The organism is Amycolatopsis sp. NPDC058278 (assembly GCF_042881395.1).
Lineage (GTDB): Bacteria > Actinomycetota > Actinomycetes > Mycobacteriales > Pseudonocardiaceae > Amycolatopsis.
Genome location: NZ_JBHVXZ010000029.1, coordinates 79996 through 95721 on the forward strand (window position 1 = coordinate 79996; position 15726 = coordinate 95721).

General features: G+C 71.1%; 15 protein-coding genes and 1 pseudogene. 5 read left to right on the forward strand and 11 right to left on the reverse strand.

The window, feature by feature from the left end; genetic code table 11:
• Nucleotides 1-109: 109 nt before the first annotated feature.
• The 5 genes from ACFVYA_RS17780 to ACFVYA_RS17800 form a co-directional block, all read right to left on the reverse strand.
• Nucleotides 110-1789 carry an ABC transporter substrate-binding protein gene (locus ACFVYA_RS17780; RefSeq protein ID WP_387046176.1) on the reverse strand — a complete coding sequence of 560 codons (1680 nt, stop codon included), beginning with the start codon at nt 1787-1789 and terminating at the stop codon, nt 110-112.
• Nucleotides 1790-2117: 328 nt separating this feature from the next.
• On the reverse strand, nt 2118-2654 hold the full coding sequence (locus ACFVYA_RS17785) for a uridine kinase (protein WP_387046178.1): 537 nt from the start codon (nt 2652-2654) through the stop codon (nt 2118-2120).
• A gap of 4 nt (nt 2655-2658) precedes the next feature.
• Entirely contained in the window at nt 2659-3093 is a 435-nt protein-coding gene (locus ACFVYA_RS17790; RefSeq protein WP_285987091.1) for a DUF2304 domain-containing protein, read from the reverse strand.
• Nucleotides 3094-3106: 13 nt separating this feature from the next.
• Nucleotides 3107-3808 (reverse strand): glycosyltransferase family 2 protein, encoded by a 702-nt coding sequence (locus ACFVYA_RS17795; RefSeq protein ID WP_387046202.1) that lies wholly within the window; start codon nt 3806-3808, stop codon nt 3107-3109.
• 68 nt (nt 3809-3876) lie between these two features.
• Complete coding sequence (locus ACFVYA_RS17800) at nt 3877-5847, reverse strand: DUF6541 family protein (RefSeq protein WP_387046180.1); 1971 nt, start codon at nt 5845-5847, stop codon at nt 3877-3879.
• Nucleotides 5848-6015: 168 nt separating this feature from the next.
• Here ACFVYA_RS17800 and ACFVYA_RS17805 point away from each other — a divergent pair, with 168 nt between their 5' ends.
• A complete protein-coding gene (locus tag ACFVYA_RS17805; protein WP_387046183.1) occupies nt 6016-8076 on the forward strand; it encodes a DUF6541 family protein in 2061 nt (686 codons plus the stop codon).
• Between the two features lie 6 nt (nt 8077-8082).
• Here the strand turns inward: ACFVYA_RS17805 and ACFVYA_RS17810 are convergent, their stop codons facing one another.
• Nucleotides 8083-9381, reverse strand: coding sequence for a hypothetical protein (locus ACFVYA_RS17810; RefSeq protein ID WP_387046185.1), 1299 nt, complete (start codon nt 9379-9381; stop codon nt 8083-8085).
• On the reverse strand, nt 9378-10397 hold the full coding sequence (locus ACFVYA_RS17815) for a glycosyltransferase family 2 protein (protein WP_285987095.1): 1020 nt from the start codon (nt 10395-10397) through the stop codon (nt 9378-9380). The genes ACFVYA_RS17810 and ACFVYA_RS17815 overlap by 4 nt, the downstream gene beginning before the upstream one ends.
• A gap of 71 nt (nt 10398-10468) precedes the next feature.
• Here ACFVYA_RS17815 and ACFVYA_RS17820 point away from each other — a divergent pair, with 71 nt between their 5' ends.
• The gene (locus ACFVYA_RS17820; RefSeq protein ID WP_285987096.1) at nt 10469-11578 is read left to right on the forward strand and encodes a UDP-N-acetylglucosamine 2-epimerase; all 1110 of its coding nucleotides are present in this window, start codon (nt 10469-10471) and stop codon (nt 11576-11578) included.
• Between the two features lie 56 nt (nt 11579-11634).
• A complete protein-coding gene (locus ACFVYA_RS17825) occupies nt 11635-12192 on the forward strand; it encodes a glucosaminidase domain-containing protein (protein ID WP_387046188.1) in 558 nt (185 codons plus the stop codon).
• Here ACFVYA_RS17825 and recR read toward each other — a convergent pair.
• Both recR and ACFVYA_RS17835 read right to left on the reverse strand, forming a co-directional pair.
• On the reverse strand, nt 12189-12785 hold the full coding sequence (recR, locus tag ACFVYA_RS17830; protein ID WP_285987101.1) for a recombination mediator RecR: 597 nt from the start codon (nt 12783-12785) through the stop codon (nt 12189-12191). The genes ACFVYA_RS17825 and recR overlap by 4 nt on opposite strands.
• Nucleotides 12786-12790: 5 nt before the next feature.
• Nucleotides 12791-13150: a YbaB/EbfC family nucleoid-associated protein gene (locus ACFVYA_RS17835; protein WP_285987102.1), complete on the reverse strand. Its 360-nt coding sequence runs from the start codon at nt 13148-13150 to the stop codon at nt 12791-12793.
• Between the two features lie 78 nt (nt 13151-13228).
• Here ACFVYA_RS17835 and ACFVYA_RS17840 point away from each other — a divergent pair, with 78 nt between their 5' ends.
• The gene (locus tag ACFVYA_RS17840; RefSeq protein WP_387046191.1) at nt 13229-14080 is read left to right on the forward strand and encodes an N-acetylmuramoyl-L-alanine amidase; all 852 of its coding nucleotides are present in this window, start codon (nt 13229-13231) and stop codon (nt 14078-14080) included.
• On the opposite strand, the gene ACFVYA_RS17845 is transcribed toward ACFVYA_RS17840, so the two are convergent.
• A complete protein-coding gene (locus ACFVYA_RS17845; protein WP_285987104.1) occupies nt 14065-14418 on the reverse strand; it encodes a helix-turn-helix domain-containing protein in 354 nt (117 codons plus the stop codon). The two genes, ACFVYA_RS17840 and ACFVYA_RS17845, sit on opposite strands and share 16 nt — an antisense overlap.
• 49 nt (nt 14419-14467) lie before the next feature.
• Between ACFVYA_RS17845 and ACFVYA_RS17850 the strand changes: the two genes are divergently transcribed.
• Entirely contained in the window at nt 14468-14899 is a 432-nt protein-coding gene (locus ACFVYA_RS17850) for a TIGR03618 family F420-dependent PPOX class oxidoreductase (RefSeq protein WP_387046193.1), read from the forward strand.
• 167 nt (nt 14900-15066) lie between these two features.
• On the opposite strand, the pseudogene ACFVYA_RS17855 reads toward ACFVYA_RS17850, so the two are convergent.
• A pseudogene (locus tag ACFVYA_RS17855) lies at nt 15067-15726 on the reverse strand (DNA polymerase III subunit gamma/tau); the annotation flags it as partial.

Below are 15726 nucleotides of genomic sequence, written 5' to 3' on the forward strand. Positions count from 1 at the left end.
CGCCCGCTTCTGGCGGGGGGGGTGCTTTGTTGTTAATCAGCCCCCGGCGGGGGGGGACGGGGGTGGGGGGGGGCGGGCCCCCGCCCACCCCATGCGCTCGAGGCAGAACTCAGTTGACGGTGACGGTGTTGAACCGCTCGTCGGTCAGCGGGCTGGCGATCAGGCCCTTGACCTTCGGGCCGACCACGATGGCGGGCGGGCCGTAGGAGATCGGGATGGCGGGCAGGTAGTCCATGATCTGCTTGTTGACTTCCTGGTACGCCTTGGCGTGCGCGTCACCGGCGGGCGAAGCGTCCGCGGCGGCGAGCGCCTGGAACAGCTGCGGGTTGTCGAACCCGAACTCCTTCTTCGTGCGACCGAAGAAGGTGCCGACGAAGTTCCCCGCGTCGTTGTAGTCACCGGTCCAGCCGAGCAGGTGGAGGTCCTGCTTGCCGAACTTCTGGACGTCGTCCTTGTAGCCACCGTTCCACGGCTTGGCGATCGGCTCGATCTTGATGCCGATGGCCTTCAGGTCCTCCGAGAACGAGGTGAAGACGTCCGCCGGGTTCGGCATGTACGGCCGGGTGACCTCGGTCGGGTAGTAGAACTTCAGCGTCAGGTTCGTCGCCCCGGCCTCCTGGAGCAGCTGCTTCGCCTTCTCCGGGTTGTACGGGTACTTGGTGACCTCGTCGGTGTAGCCGGAGATCGTCTTGGGCACGAACTCGGTGGCCACCTCGGCACCTTCGGGCAGCTTGCTCTTCACGAACTGCTCGCGGTTGATGCCGTAGGCGAGCGCCTGGCGGACCTTGACGTCCTTCAGCTTTTCGCCGGCCGGGCCGGACTGGTTGATGCCCATGTACAGCACGTTGAACGGCGGGCGCACCAGCACCTGCTCGCCCTCGTTGCGCAGCAGGCCGTAGTCCGCGGGCGCCGGGTAGTCGTAGCCCTGGATGTCGCCGGCCTTGAGCGCCTGCTTGCGGGCGTTCTCGTCCGGGATCACCTTGAAGATCAGCTTGTCGAGCTTGGCCGTCTGGGTCGGGCTGGTGTCGTTCTTGGACAGGGTGATCTCACCCTTGCCCTGGTCCCAGCTGTCGAACTTGAACGGGCCGGTGCCGACCGGGTGCTTGTTCGCGTACTCGCTGTAGGTGAACGAGTCGCCGGACTGGGTGACCTCGTCCGACTTGTACTGCTTGAGCGCGGTCGGGCTCTGCATCGCGAACGACGGCAGGGTGAAGGCCGCCGGGAACGCGCCCTTGGCCTTGTTGAGGTTCACGACCGCGGTCGCCGGGTCCTTGGCTTCGCAGCTCTTGTAGACCGGGTTGCTGTAGTCGTCGCTCTCGTTCTTGGCGAAGCCTTCGAAGACGTCGGCGTAGTAGATCATCTGGCTCTGGGCGGCGGCGCCCTTCATGTTGAACCAGCGATCGAAGTTGAAGCACACGGCGGCGGCGTCGAACGGGGTGCCGTCGGAGAACTTCACGCCCTGCTTGAGGTTGAAGGTCCAGGACTTGCCGTCGCTGCCCTGCTCCCACTTCTCGGCCAGCGAGGGCTCGAGGTCGGCGGTGCCCGGCTTGTTCTGGATCAGCGTGTCGAAGATCTGCCGCGTGATGCGGAAGGTCTCGCCCTCGTCATTGAAGATCGGGTCGAACAACTTCGGGTTACCGGCCGCGCCGAAGATCATGGTGCCCCCGGAACCACCCCCTGCGCCCTCTTCACGCTTGGATTCCGCACAGGCGGACAGCGAAACCGCGAGCGCGCCGGCGAGCCCGATCAGGGCCACGCGGCGTGTTCGGGTCAGCCGCAATTGCTGCATCTGGCACCCCTTGGGAGATGTTTCGGGTTCAAAGTCACCGTCCGGTCGGTCAGGAACTCGACGGACGATCGGTGTGCTCGCCGACACTAGCGGGAACTCGGCCCGCACTTAAGCACGTGAGGTTACGATCGCGCTACGTGGACGTCGATTTGACCGCAATGTGTCCGTAAATCACGACAGAATGTGACCATTTGCGGGCTCTGACTGCCCTCGGTGCCTGATCCATGACTCAGATGGCGGTACCGACATTGGCCCACTCGTGTATTCGGCTACGGACAGCTTGATCGATCCGGAGTGGCTCGGACACGGTGCGTGACCACCCCGTCCCCTACGAAAGTCGGGTTCCGGCGGCTTCGGCGGTGCCGTCCACGGCGAACCAGCCGCGCTCGAACCGTTGCCACCGCGCCAATGCGCCCTGTGCGGCCTCGCCGTCCCGCGCCACGGTTTTGGCCAGCCGCGTGGCTTCGGAGCCGCCGGAGAGCCAGCAGAGGTGGGAAAGCAGGGGTCTTACCGAAGTGCGGCCGCTGGAAACCCCTTCCAGCACCAGGACGTCCGGCACGGCCACCCGGACGAGTTCACCCGGCCGGGGTGCCCCAGTGGACCAGTCCACTCGCCGGTACGCCCCCGCCACGCCGCCGGCCAGGGGCCGCAGGACGCCGTCGACGAGCCGGGGCCACCACGAGACCGGGTCGTCCCACGTCGCGAAGGCGTCGGTGCTCACCAGGGCCGTGCGGCACCCGCGGGCGGTCAGCTCGGCGACGACGCGGGCGGCCAGCGTGGACTTGCCGGCGCCCGACGGACCGTCGATGGCCAGCACGCGCACCCGGCCCAGCCGCGCGGGGGCGGCGAGCAGGGCTTCGATCACCGCGTCACTTGCTGACGCGCTCGACCTCCGGGAGCCCTTTGACGTCGTCGGGCGCCGCCGTCTTCGCCTCCAGCTCGGCGATCCGGCCGGCCAGCTCACGCCGGGTGTCTTCGAGCTCGCAGCGCAGCAGCGCGATCTCCTCGACCGAGGTGCGCACCTCTTCCTCGAGGTGCCCGGTCTCGGTGGACAGGTGCAGCGACACGAGCGCCAGCACGACGCCGGCGAGGAGGAAGACGAAGTTCGACGGCGTTTCCACCCCGGTCAGCCCGGCGAGGAACTTCGCGGCCGCCGGGATCACGGCCAGCACCACGACACCGATGGCGACGATCAGCCACACGCCCGCGTACTTCTCGCGAAGCTTGCGCCGCCGCATCATCTCGAGGACGACGAACAGCACGACGCAGGCGACGACGATGCTGAGGACGCGCCAACCTTCCATCTCGCGAGCTCCCTTATGCCGAGTCGGACGAGTCGACCGCCGGGCGGCGGCGTACCAGCGCCAGCAGCAGTGCGAGCCCGGCCCGGCTCAGGTAGACGGCCGACTTGACGGGCGAGTGGCTGGGCGTGCCGCCCGCGCGCTCGCGCATGACGACCGGGATCTCCTTGATGACCAGCTCGGCCCGGATGGCCATGACCAGTGATTCGACCGTGTCGCCGAGGTACTCGGCCGGGTAGTAGCCGGCGAACAGCCGGATCGCGCGCGGCCCCATCGCCTTGAAGCCCGACGTGACGTCGGTGAGCCGCGTCTTCGCCAGCCGCGAGAACACGATCGAGAGCGCGACCATGGCGTACTTGCGCGGCCCGCTGGCCTTGTACGCGCCCTTCCCGGCGAACCGGGAGCCGATCACGATGTCCGCGTCGTCCAGGCCGCGCAGCAGCGCGTCGAGCTCGTCCGGGTCGTGCTGGCCGTCCGCGTCCACCTGGACGACGACGTCGTACCCGCGGGCGGCGGCGTAGCGGAAACCGGTGCGCATCGCACCGCCGACCCCGAGGTTCACGGCGAGCCGGGCCACCTCGGCGCCCGCGGCGCGGGCCAGCTTGGCGGTGTCGTCCACCGAGCCGTCGTCGACGACCAGCACGTGGCCACCCGGGAGGGCGCGCTTCACCTGCTCGACGACCGACGCGACGCTCGCCGACTCGTTGAGGGCGGGCATCACGATGAGCACGCGGCGGCTGGTCACCGCGGTCGTCGAGGTCACAGACACGCGAACACTTTAGCTCTTCACCGGCCGTCACCCGCCGCGGACCCGGGCGCGGCCCCCGCGGTGACGACGTCCTGCTGCCCCGCGATCTCGTAGATCGAGGCACCGGCGTTGCGGTAGACCAGCTTGAACCCGGGAGCGGTGTCCAGGTTCAGCAGGCCGGCGTCGTTCTGCACGTCGGGAATGGCGTTGCCCCGGCCGACGAAGGCGTAGCGGACCTTGAGCTCCCGCAGGATCTTCCGGGCCTTGGGGTCGGCTTCCAGCCGGTTCGCGAACGCGCTGACGTAGCCGATGTCGCTGGTGGGCTCGGCGCCGTAGTAGTTCCACTGGGTCGGCTTCACGCCCTGCAACGCGTACATCCAGCACGACCCGTCGAAGCGGTCGTTCAAGACGCGCTCGCCGGGGACCGTGTGCCCGGCCAGCCAGGCGAACGCCGTCTCCTCGTCCGCGCTCACCGCGGGGAAGCCGCGGTAACCGATGTTCACGTGGACGGAGTTGATGCCCACGTACCCGCGGCTGAACCCGCCGATCACCGCCGCGAGCAGCACCACGCCGGCCAGGACCGGCGTGGCCGGGTGCAGGCTCGGCAGCCGGGGGCGGACCTTCGCCGCGAACCACGCCGTCGCGGTGTGGACGAGCTCCCCGAAGCCCACCGCGCCGATCAGCGGCAGCAGCGCCGCGATCCGGTAGTTGTCGTTGTAGAACGGCCCGGTCAGCAGGTGGACCAGGCCGTTCTCCATGGAGACCGTCGCCGCGTACAAGCCGCCGAGGACGACGTACGCGCCGACCAGCCAGACCATCCGCCGCTGCCGGGCCAGCAGGAAGATGCCGGCGACGGCGGGCAGGCCGATCCACCACTGCGGGAAGTCCGCCATCGGCGAGAACGTCACCGTCTGCCCGACCGCGCCGGTCACGGTCGCCGCGTTGCCCCAGACCGCGGACGTGACGCCACCGGCGTTGTAGAGCGAGGGCAGCACCTGGGGCAGGCCGAGCCCGACGGCGAGCACCGCGGCCACCGCCAGCGACGGCCAGGCGCGCCGCCAGTCGATCGGCTCGAATCGGAAGAGCACGGCGGCCAGGATCAGGACGCAGTAGACGGCGAGCACGAACACGACGCTGGTGTGGAGCGCCGCCAGGCCCCCGACGCCGACCCCCACGGCCAGCGGCCCCGTGGCGCCGCCCGGCTCGAGCAGCAGGCGGACCACCGCGAGCATGGCCGGGACCAGGGCGACGCCGGCGGCGTAGGGCCAGACCGGGCCGTGCCAGAACAGGTCGTAGGGGAACGAGGTGAAGCACGCGGAAGCCGTGGCGGCCGCGGCGGCCGTCACCGGCGGGAGCCGCCACGCGCGGCACATCGCGGCCACGCCGAGCGGCACCGCGAAGGTGACGGCGATCGACGCGAAGTTCAGCAGCGGCATCACGGTCAGCCCGCCCTTGCCGAAGAGCAGGGCGAGCAGCGCGTGGTAGGTGTCCGGGTAGAAGTAGTGCGTCTCGTCCGGCAGGTTCGCGATGGTGCCGATGGTCGACGGGCGCGCGTCACCGCGTTCGGCGATCCAGCGGACGAGGTTCGCGTGGAACGCGGCGTCCCAGTTCTGGTTCACCGTGCCGGGTGTCACGATGCCGCGCAGCACGGTGACCGCGCCGATCGCCATCCCGGCGGCGACGCCGAGCGCGGTCAAGGCGTGCGCGCGCCAGGACCACCGCGGACGCTCGGGCGCGGCCGCCTCGGCGTCCGGCCGGCGCCGCCGGGTGAACCGGGCCACGGCCCAGGTGACCGCGAAGCCGGCGGCCGAGACCACGAGCGTCCACAGTGCCACGGAGAGCGCCGTCCACCGGATGCCCGTGCCGCCGAGCAGCGGGATGGCCAGGGCCACGACCCCGAACGTGAGGACCGGCGCCGCCGCGCCCAGCGTCCAGCCGCGCAAGCCGATCGCCGCCCCGAAAACGGCGCCCGGCAACCAGAATGCGGCCAGAACGAGCAGAAACCCCATTCTCCCACCCCATTTCGCCGTGATCCGTCCCGCCACCGCGGTGAACGGCCTTCCGGACGGCGGCGGCCACGCTACCGTGCACGTCAGCTCGCTGGTCACCCGCATCCTTGGCACACCGCCGCCACCCATAGACTCCGGGCGTTGACGGCTTTGTTGATCGGAGAAGGCATGCTGTCCGAAGCTGTCCGGCTGGCCGTGGGAATCCTGGTGGTATTGCTCCCCGGATTCTCGATTCTCCTGGTCGCCGGCGTACGCGAACGGTTGTGGCTGGCGGGGCTCTCGGCGCCGTTGACCACCGGGTTCGTCCTGCTGGTGTCCCTTTTCACGGGGGTCACCGGAGTCCGCTTCGGTCTCCTGACCGCGGTCGTCGCGCTCGTGGTCGTGCTGCTCGTGCTCGGCGGCGTGCGGTGGCTGGTCCGCCGCCGGCGCCCGGCCGCGGATCCGGCCGCGCCCGCCGAGGACCCGCGGCTGCGCACGCTGACCGGCCGGGCCGGCACGGCCGCCCAGGCCCTGGGCACGCTCATCGCCGTCGCCGGGGTCGGCCTCGGCGTCCGCCTGTGGCACAAGGGCCTCGGGTCGTGGCGGACGCCGACCCAGGAGCACGACACCGTCACGCACGCCGTGCTGACCGCCTTCACGCACTTCACCGGCAAGGCCGCGCCTTGGCAGATCCTGCCGATCGACGTCGTGCACGACACCAACGTCCAGTTCTACCCGCCCGGCTTCACCGACCTCTGCGCGCTGCTCACCGACATCTTCGGGGACACGATGCTGTCCCTGAACCTGGTGACCGTCGTGTTCACGGTGGTCGTGCTGCCGCTGTCGGTGGCCGCCTTCACCGCGGCGGTGCTCCGGCACGGCCGGCTCGGCCGCGGCTGGGTCGAGCTCGCCGCCGGGGTGGCCGCGTTCGTCTCCGTCCAGCTGTACCGCCCCGGCATCGCCTTCGCGCACGACGGCGGGGTCCTGCCGAACGCGGCCGCGATGACGCTGATGCCCGGGCTCGTCGCCGTGATGCTGGTGATCGGCAAGCGCCACTGGGGCCGCGCGGTGCTGGTCGGCGTCGCCGCCGCCGGCGCGTTCAACCTGCACCCGAGCGCACTGACCTCGGTGGCGCTGACGACGGTCGCGGCCATGGTCGGCCTGCTGTTCACCAGGGCGGGCCGGCTCGCCTTCGTCCGCGCGCTGCTGCCGCTGGTGCTGACGGGCGTGGTCGCCGTCGTCCTCATCGTCCCGGACGTGCTGGCGCTCCTGCGGCTCGGCGGCGGCACGGTGGTCGACGCGCCGGCCAACATCCCCGGCTCGCCGCTGGGCGAGTCGGCCAAGCTGATCGCCCGGCTGCCCTACGGCGGCTACTTCGACCCGAGCGGCACGATGGGCCAGCTGGTGCTCGGCCTGCTGGGCCTGGCCGGCGTCGTCGCCACGCTGCTGTCGCGGCGGGCGTGGCCGCTGCTGACGGCCTGGCTGTTCTGGGCCGCGGTCGTGGTGAGCTTCCACTACTCGCCCAACTCCGGCTTCGGCGCCACCATCGGCCGCTACTACTACCGGGTCGCCAACCGCCTCGACACCCACGTCTACCTGCTGATCCCGCCGCTGGCGGGCGTCCTGTTCGTGGCGCTCGCGCTGTTCGTCGTCGCGGTGAAGGCCCGCAACCCGATCCCGGCGCGGCTCCGGCCGGCGGTGGCGTTCGGGCTGGTCGTGGTGCTGCTCGGCGCGCTGACGGTGACGTCGTTCCGCGGCTACATGAACACCGGGGCGCTGTCGCTCAGCCAGCGTTACGCGACCCCGCAGTTCGTCCGCTACGACGCGGCGGACGACGCGGCCGCGAGGTGGCTGCACGAGAACGCGGCCCCGGGCGAGACGATCCTCAACAACGCGAACGACGGCTCGACGCTGCTGTACGTCGACTACGACCTGCCGATCCTCAACATCGTCCCGGACGGCCACAGCCCGATCGAGGACAACATCACCCTGCTGGCGAAGTTCAACGACTTCCCGGCCGACCCGCAGGTCCAGAACATCCTCCGTGCAAAGAACGTCCGGTGGGTGTACGTGGATTCCTCGGCCCCGACGGTCGGCACGGACGGCCACCACTGGACGGGCAAGCTGACGTACAGCCTGGCGCCGGGGCTCAGCGGGCTGACCGGCCTGCCGGGCCTGACGAAGGAGTTCAGCTCGGGCACGGTCAGCGTGTACCGGCTGAACCTGCCGCAGACCCCGCCCCGGGGCTAGCAGACCTCAGGCGGCTTCCGGGCCGGCCTCGACCGGCTCGGGCGCGCGCCGCAGGACGAACGCCAGCACCACCGCCAGCCCCAGCGTCGGCGCCACCGCCAGCGCGACCACCGCGCGGAACACCGTGTCGCCCGGCAGGAACAGCAGCACCAGCGACGCCGTGCCGGTGACCACGGCCCAGGTCGCCAGCACGAGCTTCGCTTGGGTGCGGGCCACGAGCACCGCCGTGAGCAGCTGCATCGGCACCAGCAGCACCGACGACCACACCAGCCCCGCGACCGACCAGCCGTCGATGTCGTACTTCGGCCCGCTGACGAACCGGACCGCCCACGGGCCGAGCCACAGCCCGACCAGCGCGCCGAGCGCGGCCAGCACCAGCGACGCCGCCGCGCCGAGGGCGAGCACGCGGCGCAGCCGGTGGCGGCCCTCCTCGGTGACCGACAGCCGGACGACGAACGGCACCGCCAGCGACTGCACCGGCCCGATCAGCGTCAGCGGCAGCCGCGCGATGACCAGCGCGGCGAACAGCGAGCCGACGCGGTCGCCGTCCCCGCCCGGGGCCAGCAGGCCGACCAGCGCCGGGTAGCCGGTGATGACCGCCGCCGTCAGGGCCGCGCCGGCCAGGAGCATGCCCATCCGGCGGGACGTGACGCCCCAGCCGTCTCCCTCGACGTGGAAGTCGAGCAGCTGCCGGGCCGGGCGCGCGAACAGCAGCCAGGCGAACGAGCCGGCCGCGACCGCGATCGCCAGCGAGACGACGTTGTAGGCGACCGAGACGAACAGGACACCCAGGATGAGCGCCCGCACGGCCGGTTCGGCGACCACGAGCAGCGAGAAGGCCTTCACCTTGTGCTGTCCGATGAGCAGTCCGCGCGTGCCGAACTGGCAGGCGAACGCGACGCCGCCGGCCAGCACGATGACCGCCAGCGACCACTCGCCGTGGAACAGCTTGTCGTTGACCGGCGGGATCAGCAGCGCGAGCGAGAACGCGGCCGCGACGACGACGCCGGCCGCGACCGCCCGCAGCGCGGGGCGGCCCGCTTTGCCTCCGGCGAGCGCGGCGACCGCCGACTGGCGCGAAAGCTCCTGCTCGAGCGGCGACAGCGTGCTGCCGAGGCCCATCACCAGGCCCCAGAAGGTGACGAAGACCGCGTACTCCGTCGGCGGCAGCAGCCGCTGGCAGGCGACCGTGAGCAGGTAGCCGAGGCCGATGGACACGATCAGCGAGCCGCCGAGGCTGCCCGCGGTCGTGCGTCCGCTGCGCGCGGCGGCCGGCGTGTCCACTGTGCCCGCCTCGGTGCTCATCGGCGACGGAGCCGGGCACGCACGGCCATGGCGAGGCCACGCAGGACACCGGCGCCGAACCCGCCGGCGAACACCGGCAGCAGCTTGGTGACCGCGCGGGCCTCGGGGCCGGTCGCGCCGCACTTCTTGACGACCTCGCCCGCCGCGACCGCGCCGAGCACACCGGCGGCCAGCGTCGTCTTCGGCTTCTTCGCGGCGAAGACCAGGCCGACGGCACCGGCCGCGAGCGCGCCGAACAGGGCGTTGCGGGCCGGGCCGGGCGAGGCGATGTAGGAGTCCACGTAGGTCGTGCCGCGGAAGTAGGCCTGCTGCGTGAACTTCTTGAACGAGTCGCGCCCGTGGTAGGTCGCCGACAGCTCCGGGGCCAGCCAGATCCGCTCGTGCTCGGCGATCCAGCGCAGCATGCGGGTGTCGTCGCTGGCGAAGCGGAGGTCGTCGAACAGCGACGCGAACGCCGTCACCGAGCCCTCGAGGAGGCCGCGGCGGGCGCAGAAGAAGGTCGTCCCCTTCGGGTGGACGTCGAACTCCTCGATGCCGTACGACATCAGGCGCGGGTTCGCGCAGTACTTGCGCCAGGGCACCTTGACCAGACCGGCCATGAACCCGGCGTACGGGTTGTGCTCGGAAGCGACGTCGATGTGGCCGTTCCAGACCGCGCGCTCGGGGTGCTCCACGAGCTGGTCGCGCAGGAACGTCAGGGTGTGCTCGTCGACGATGACGCGGCTGTCGAGCAGCGCGATCCACTCGCCGGACGACTTGGCGATCCCCGCCCGCCGGGCCTCGAACCGGCCGGCGTTGGCCTGGCGCAAGACGGTGATGCCGTGGCGTTCGCGCAGGTCGTCGAGCCGGGAAGGCGTGGCGTCCGTGCTGCCGTCGTCGACCACGACGACCTCGATCGGCCAGCTCGCGGCGGACGCCGAAGCGAGCAGCGCACCGACACTGCGTTCGATCCAGTCCTGCTCGTTGTAGACCGGGATCACGACGCTGAGCGAGGGGAGGAGCGGGTTCGCACTCACCGTGCCGAGGCTACCCGGCGGCCCCCGCGGCGGGTCGGCCAGTATCCTTGCGCCACCGCACCCGACCAGAAATGGGCTTCACGGTGATTTCCTTCATTCTCGGCACCACCGCGGAACTGATCAAGATCGCCCCGGTCTACCACGGGATCCGCGAGCGCGGGATGCGGCCGAAGATCTGGTTCACCGCCCAGCACGTCGACGAGGTCGCGGACGTCCTCGCGGACCTGAACATGCCGCAGCCGGACGTCTGGCTGGTGCCGGAGGAGAAGGCCCACAACCTCGAGTCGCCGGCGCAGGTCCCGGGCTGGGCCGCGCAGGTGCTGCGCACCGCGTGGAGCCGTCGCCACGAACTGCGCGCCGCGCTGACCGAGGACGGCCGCCCGCCGCTGGTGCTGGTGCACGGCGACACGTTCACCACGCCGTACGGCTCGCTGATCGGCAAGCGGATCCTGAAGTCCCGCGTCGGGCACGTCGAGGCGGGCGCGCGGTCGGGCAGCATCCTCTCGCCGCTGCCGGAGGAGCTGAACCGCAAGATCGCGGCGAAGATCGTCGACATCCACTTCGCGCCGAGCATCCGCGAGGTCAACAACCTGCGCAACGCCCGCGGCGTCGTCGTCGACACCGAGGCCAACACGGCGATCGACGCGATGCGCCTGGCCATCAACCAGCCGCTGGACGTGCCGGACCTGCCGGAGAAGTTCGGCCTGGCCACGCTGCACCGCTTCGAGCTGGTCTCGCGCCCGGACAAGTACCGCGAGGCGCTGGAGATCCTGCGCGAGCAGAGCCGCAAGATGCCGATCCTGTACATGGCCGGCGCGCCGGAGCGCGAGAAGATCCGCTCGCTGGGCATCGGCAACATCTTCGACGACCGGTTCATCGTCCAGCCGAAGATGCGGTACCTGAAGTTCCTGCCGCTGGTGGCGCGCGCCGAGTACGTCGTCACCGATTCGGGTGGTCTTTCGGCGGAGTGCTACTACCTCGGCCTGCCGTGCGCGGTGCACCGCGAGCGCACGGAGACGCCGCAGCACCTCGGCGAGACGGTCGTGCTGACGGAAATGCGCGGCGACAAGCTGCAGAACTTCCTCGACACGTACCAGAACCGGCGTGGTGAGTCCTGGATGGACAAGTACCACCCGTCCGAGATCGTCGTGGACACCCTGGCGCAGCTCGGCTACTGCTGAGGTCTCTTTGGGGTGACCCCGGGTTTTCCCGCGGGTGAGCCGGGCAAAGTGTCGCCATGATCCACATCGGACTGGCGGCCGCGCTGGTGGTGGTCCCGCCCATCGACCAGGGTGCGGTTCGTGACGCCGCGCTGACGGCGGGCTTCCAGGAGGCGTACGTCGGCGCGGCGGGCCCGATCGCACGAGCGATCCACGCGGCGTACGACATCCCGGCGTCGGTCACGGTGGCGCAGGCGGTCCTGGAGTCGAACTGGGGCCGCAGCAAGCTGGCCACGACCGAGCTCAACCACTTCGGCTTCAAGTGCGTGACGCCGTCGAGCCCGGGGCCGATCGCCCTGCGCTGCGCCCGGTATCCGTCGACGGAGTGCATTCCGGCGCCGTGCCACCCGGTGGACGCGTATTTCCGCTCGTACGCCTCGATCGACGACTCATTCCGCGACTACGGGCGCCTGTTGACGACCTCGCCGAACTACGCGGCGGCGCTGCCGGTGCGCAAGGACCCGGACGCGTTCATCCGGGCGGTGGCGAAGAAGTACGCCACCGACCCGGAGTACGCGAACAAGGTGATCAGGCTGATGGACCTGTACGACCTTCGCCGCTTCGACGCCCGCTAGAGCACACGCCGGCCCGAGAGCGCGCGGCCCAGCGTCAGCTCGTCGGCGAACTCCAGGTCACCGCCCATCGGGAGTCCCGACGCCAGCCGCGTCACGCTCAGGCCCGGGAAGTCGCGCAGCATGCGGACCAGGTAGGTCGCCGTCGCCTCGCCCTCCGTGTTGGGGTCCGTGGCGATGATGATCTCCTTGATGTCCGCCTCGCCGATGCGCTTGAGGAGCTCACGCATCCGCAGCTGCTCCGGGCCGATGCCCGACAGCGGGTCGAGCGCGCCGCCCAGGACGTGGTAGCGGCCCTTGAACTCGCGCGTGCGCTCGACCGCCAGGACGTCCTTCGGCTCCTCGACCACGCAGATGACCGTGAGGTCGCGGCGCTCGTCGCGGCAGATGCGGCACTTCTGCTGCTCCGAGACGTTGCCGCACACCTCGCAGAACTGCACGCCCTCCTTGACCTTGCCGAGGACGTCCTGCAGCCGCGAGATGTCCACCGGGTCCGCGGCCAGCAGGTGGAACGCGATCCGCTGGGCGCTCTTCGGCCCGACCCCGGGCAGGCGCCCGAGCTCGTCGATCAGGTCCTGGACGACACCTTCGTACAAGTTCGTCAGCCGCCGAAGCCGAGGGCGCCGAGGTCCGGCATGCCGCCACCGCCACCGAGCCCGCCGGCCAGCGGGCCGAGCTTCTGCTCGGTGAGCTTCTGCGCGCTCGCCGACGCGTCGCGGACCGCCGCCACGATCAGGTCGGACAGCGTCTCGACGTCGTCCGGGTCGACCACCTTCGGGTCGATCTGGAGGCTCTTCAGCTGGCTGTCACCGGACACGGTCGCGGTGACCAGTCCGCCCCCGGCAGTGCCGGTGACCTCGGTGTTGGCCAGCTCTTCCTGGGCTTCGACGAGCTTCTGCTGCATCTGCTGCGCCTGCTGCATCAGCTGGGAAAGGTCGAAGCCGCCGCCGGGTTGGGCCATGATCGCACTCGGTCCTCTCTGCACGCCTGTGTCCCCACCAGGGTAGTCGCGCCACGCGAAGTGCCGGGCTGTGGCACCGTGGTCGCCGTGCGACGCGCGACTGCTCCCCTGCTGCTGGCCGGTGCCCTCCTGCTCACCGGCTGTTCCGACGACGCTCCAGCGGCGCCCGCGCCCGCTCCCGTGGTCACGACCACGACCGCGTCGCCCACGCCGTCGTCTCCAACGCCGTCTCCGTCGCCGTCTCCATCTCCGTCTTCGTCGGCCACGCCGCCGGCGGCGGCCGGGAAGGTCGTCGTGCTGGACCCCGGCCACAACGGCGGCAACGGCGCCCACCCGGCGGAGATCAACCGCCCGGTGCCGGCCGGGCGCGGGCAGACCAAGCCGTGCAACACGACCGGCACCGCGACCAACGCGGGCTACCCCGAGCACGCGTTCACCTTCGACGTCGCGCAGCGGGTCGGGAAAGCGTTGGCGGACAAGGGGATCCGCGTCGTCTACACGCGACAGGACGACACCGGCGTCGGCCCCTGCGTCGACCGTCGGGCGGCGATCGGCAACGACGCGAACGCGGACGCGGTCGTCTCCATCCACGCCGACGGCTCGGAAGCGGCGGGGGCGAACGGCTTCCACGTCGCGTACTCGTCACCACCGCTGAACGCCGCGCAGGGGGCGCCTTCGACGCGGCTGGCGCAGACGCTGCGCGACACGATGCGCACGAACGGCTTCAGCGCGGCGAACTACATCGGCACGGACGGCCTTTCGGCCCGCGCGGACCTGGGCGGCCTCAACCTTTCGACCCGGCCGGCCGCCCTGGTGGAGTGCGGCAACATGCGCAACGCCACGGAGGCGGCCCGGATGACGAGCGCGGACGGACGGCAGCGGTTCGCGTCGGCCATCGCGGCGGCGATCGAGGCCTACCTGGCCTCCTGAGCCTCGAGGACGGCCTCACCGTGCTGCGTCGCCCACTTCGTGAGGACGCCGATCGGCTCGACAAGCGTCCGGCCGAGCTCGGTCAGGCAGTACTCGACGCGCGGCGGCGCTTCGGCGTACGCCCGGCGGTCCACCAGGCCGTGGCCCTGGAGCTTGCGCAGCGTCTGGGTGAGGACCTTGCGGGAGATCCCGCCGATCAGGCCGGCCAGCTCGCCGTGCCGCCGCGGGCCGCGGCTGAGCGCGAACACGACGACGACCGCCCACTTGTCGGCGATCATCTCGATCGCCAGCCGGGCCGGGCAGTCGGCGAGGAAGACGTCACCCGAGAAGTCACCCATGGGAACAAAGGTACCGAGCGGTACCTGTCGGCTTCCTACGCTCGGAACCATGGAACTTCCCGAAAGCTGCCACCGCCTGTTCGAGCGGCCGTTCAACGCCGTGCTGACGACCATCGACCCGGACGGCTCGCCGCAGACCTCGATGGTCTGGGCCAGCCGGGAGGGCGACGAGATCGTGATGGGCATGGAGGGCCGCCGGCCCAAGGTGCGCAACATCCGCAACGACCCGCGCGTCACCGTGCTGATCGAGGACCACGACGAGCGCGACGCCCGGGGACTGCCGCAGTACCTGCTGGTCCGGGGCACCGCCCGGGTGGTCGGGCCGGACATCGCCGACGAGTTCACGGCGCTGATGGACCGGCAGGCCCGGCGCTACCTCGGCGCCGAGAAGTACGAACTGGGCAACCAGGGCTCACCGACGGCCGTGATCGTGCGCGTCACGGCCGACCGGGTCACGGGCATCGGCCCCTGGGCGTCCTGACCCACCGTGTCGTCCGTTCAAGCACACGTGTCGTCCGTTCAAGCACACGTGTCGTCCGTTCAAGCACACCGGTCTGCCGTACCTGGGCGGCGGACTCGCGTACCTGGAGGGACGCCACGCGTGATCCGGCAGCCGACACGCGTGATCCGAGGGTCGACACGGCTGTGTCAGTCGAGCGGGCGGGCGCCGAGGTGCTCGGAGAGGAGTTTGCGGGCCAGCTCGTCCGGGTCCTTGTCCGGCGGGGGTGGGGGCGGCGGCGGGGCGGGGCTGGCGTCCTCGTTGTAGAGGTCCTCGTCGTCCTCGTCGGCGGGTTCCGGGGGCAGCGGGATGTCCGGCTCGCTCGTCGTGACCTTGGGCCGCGGCGGGGGCGGCGGCGGGGTCGCGGGGCGGGCCGCCGGTTCGGCGGGCGGCGCGGCCGTCGCCGACTGGCGCGTGAACGACCGCTCCGGTGCCGGCGCCGCCTGCTGCGGCCGGGCGGCGGCTGCGACCGGGGCGTTGCCGTGGACGCAGCGGACCTGCCAGTCGCCGCCGAGGACGTCGGTCAGGGCGCCGGCGATCTTGCGGGCGTTGTCCTGGTCGGAGAGGCGGCGGGCCAGTGGTTCGGACTTGTGGGTCAGCGTCAAGGCGTTGCCCTCGACGCTCGCCACCGTGGCCTGCGTCAGCATCGCCTCGAGGCTGCGGCCGCCGGTGAACTTGCGCAACGCGGTCATCAGCTGCGGCCAGATGTTCCGGATCCCGGCGGCGTCCATCCCGCCCGGCGCCGCGGGCGCGGCGGCCGCGGCCGCGGCCGCCGGTGCCGGGGTGGACGCACTGCCTTCGGAAGAAGC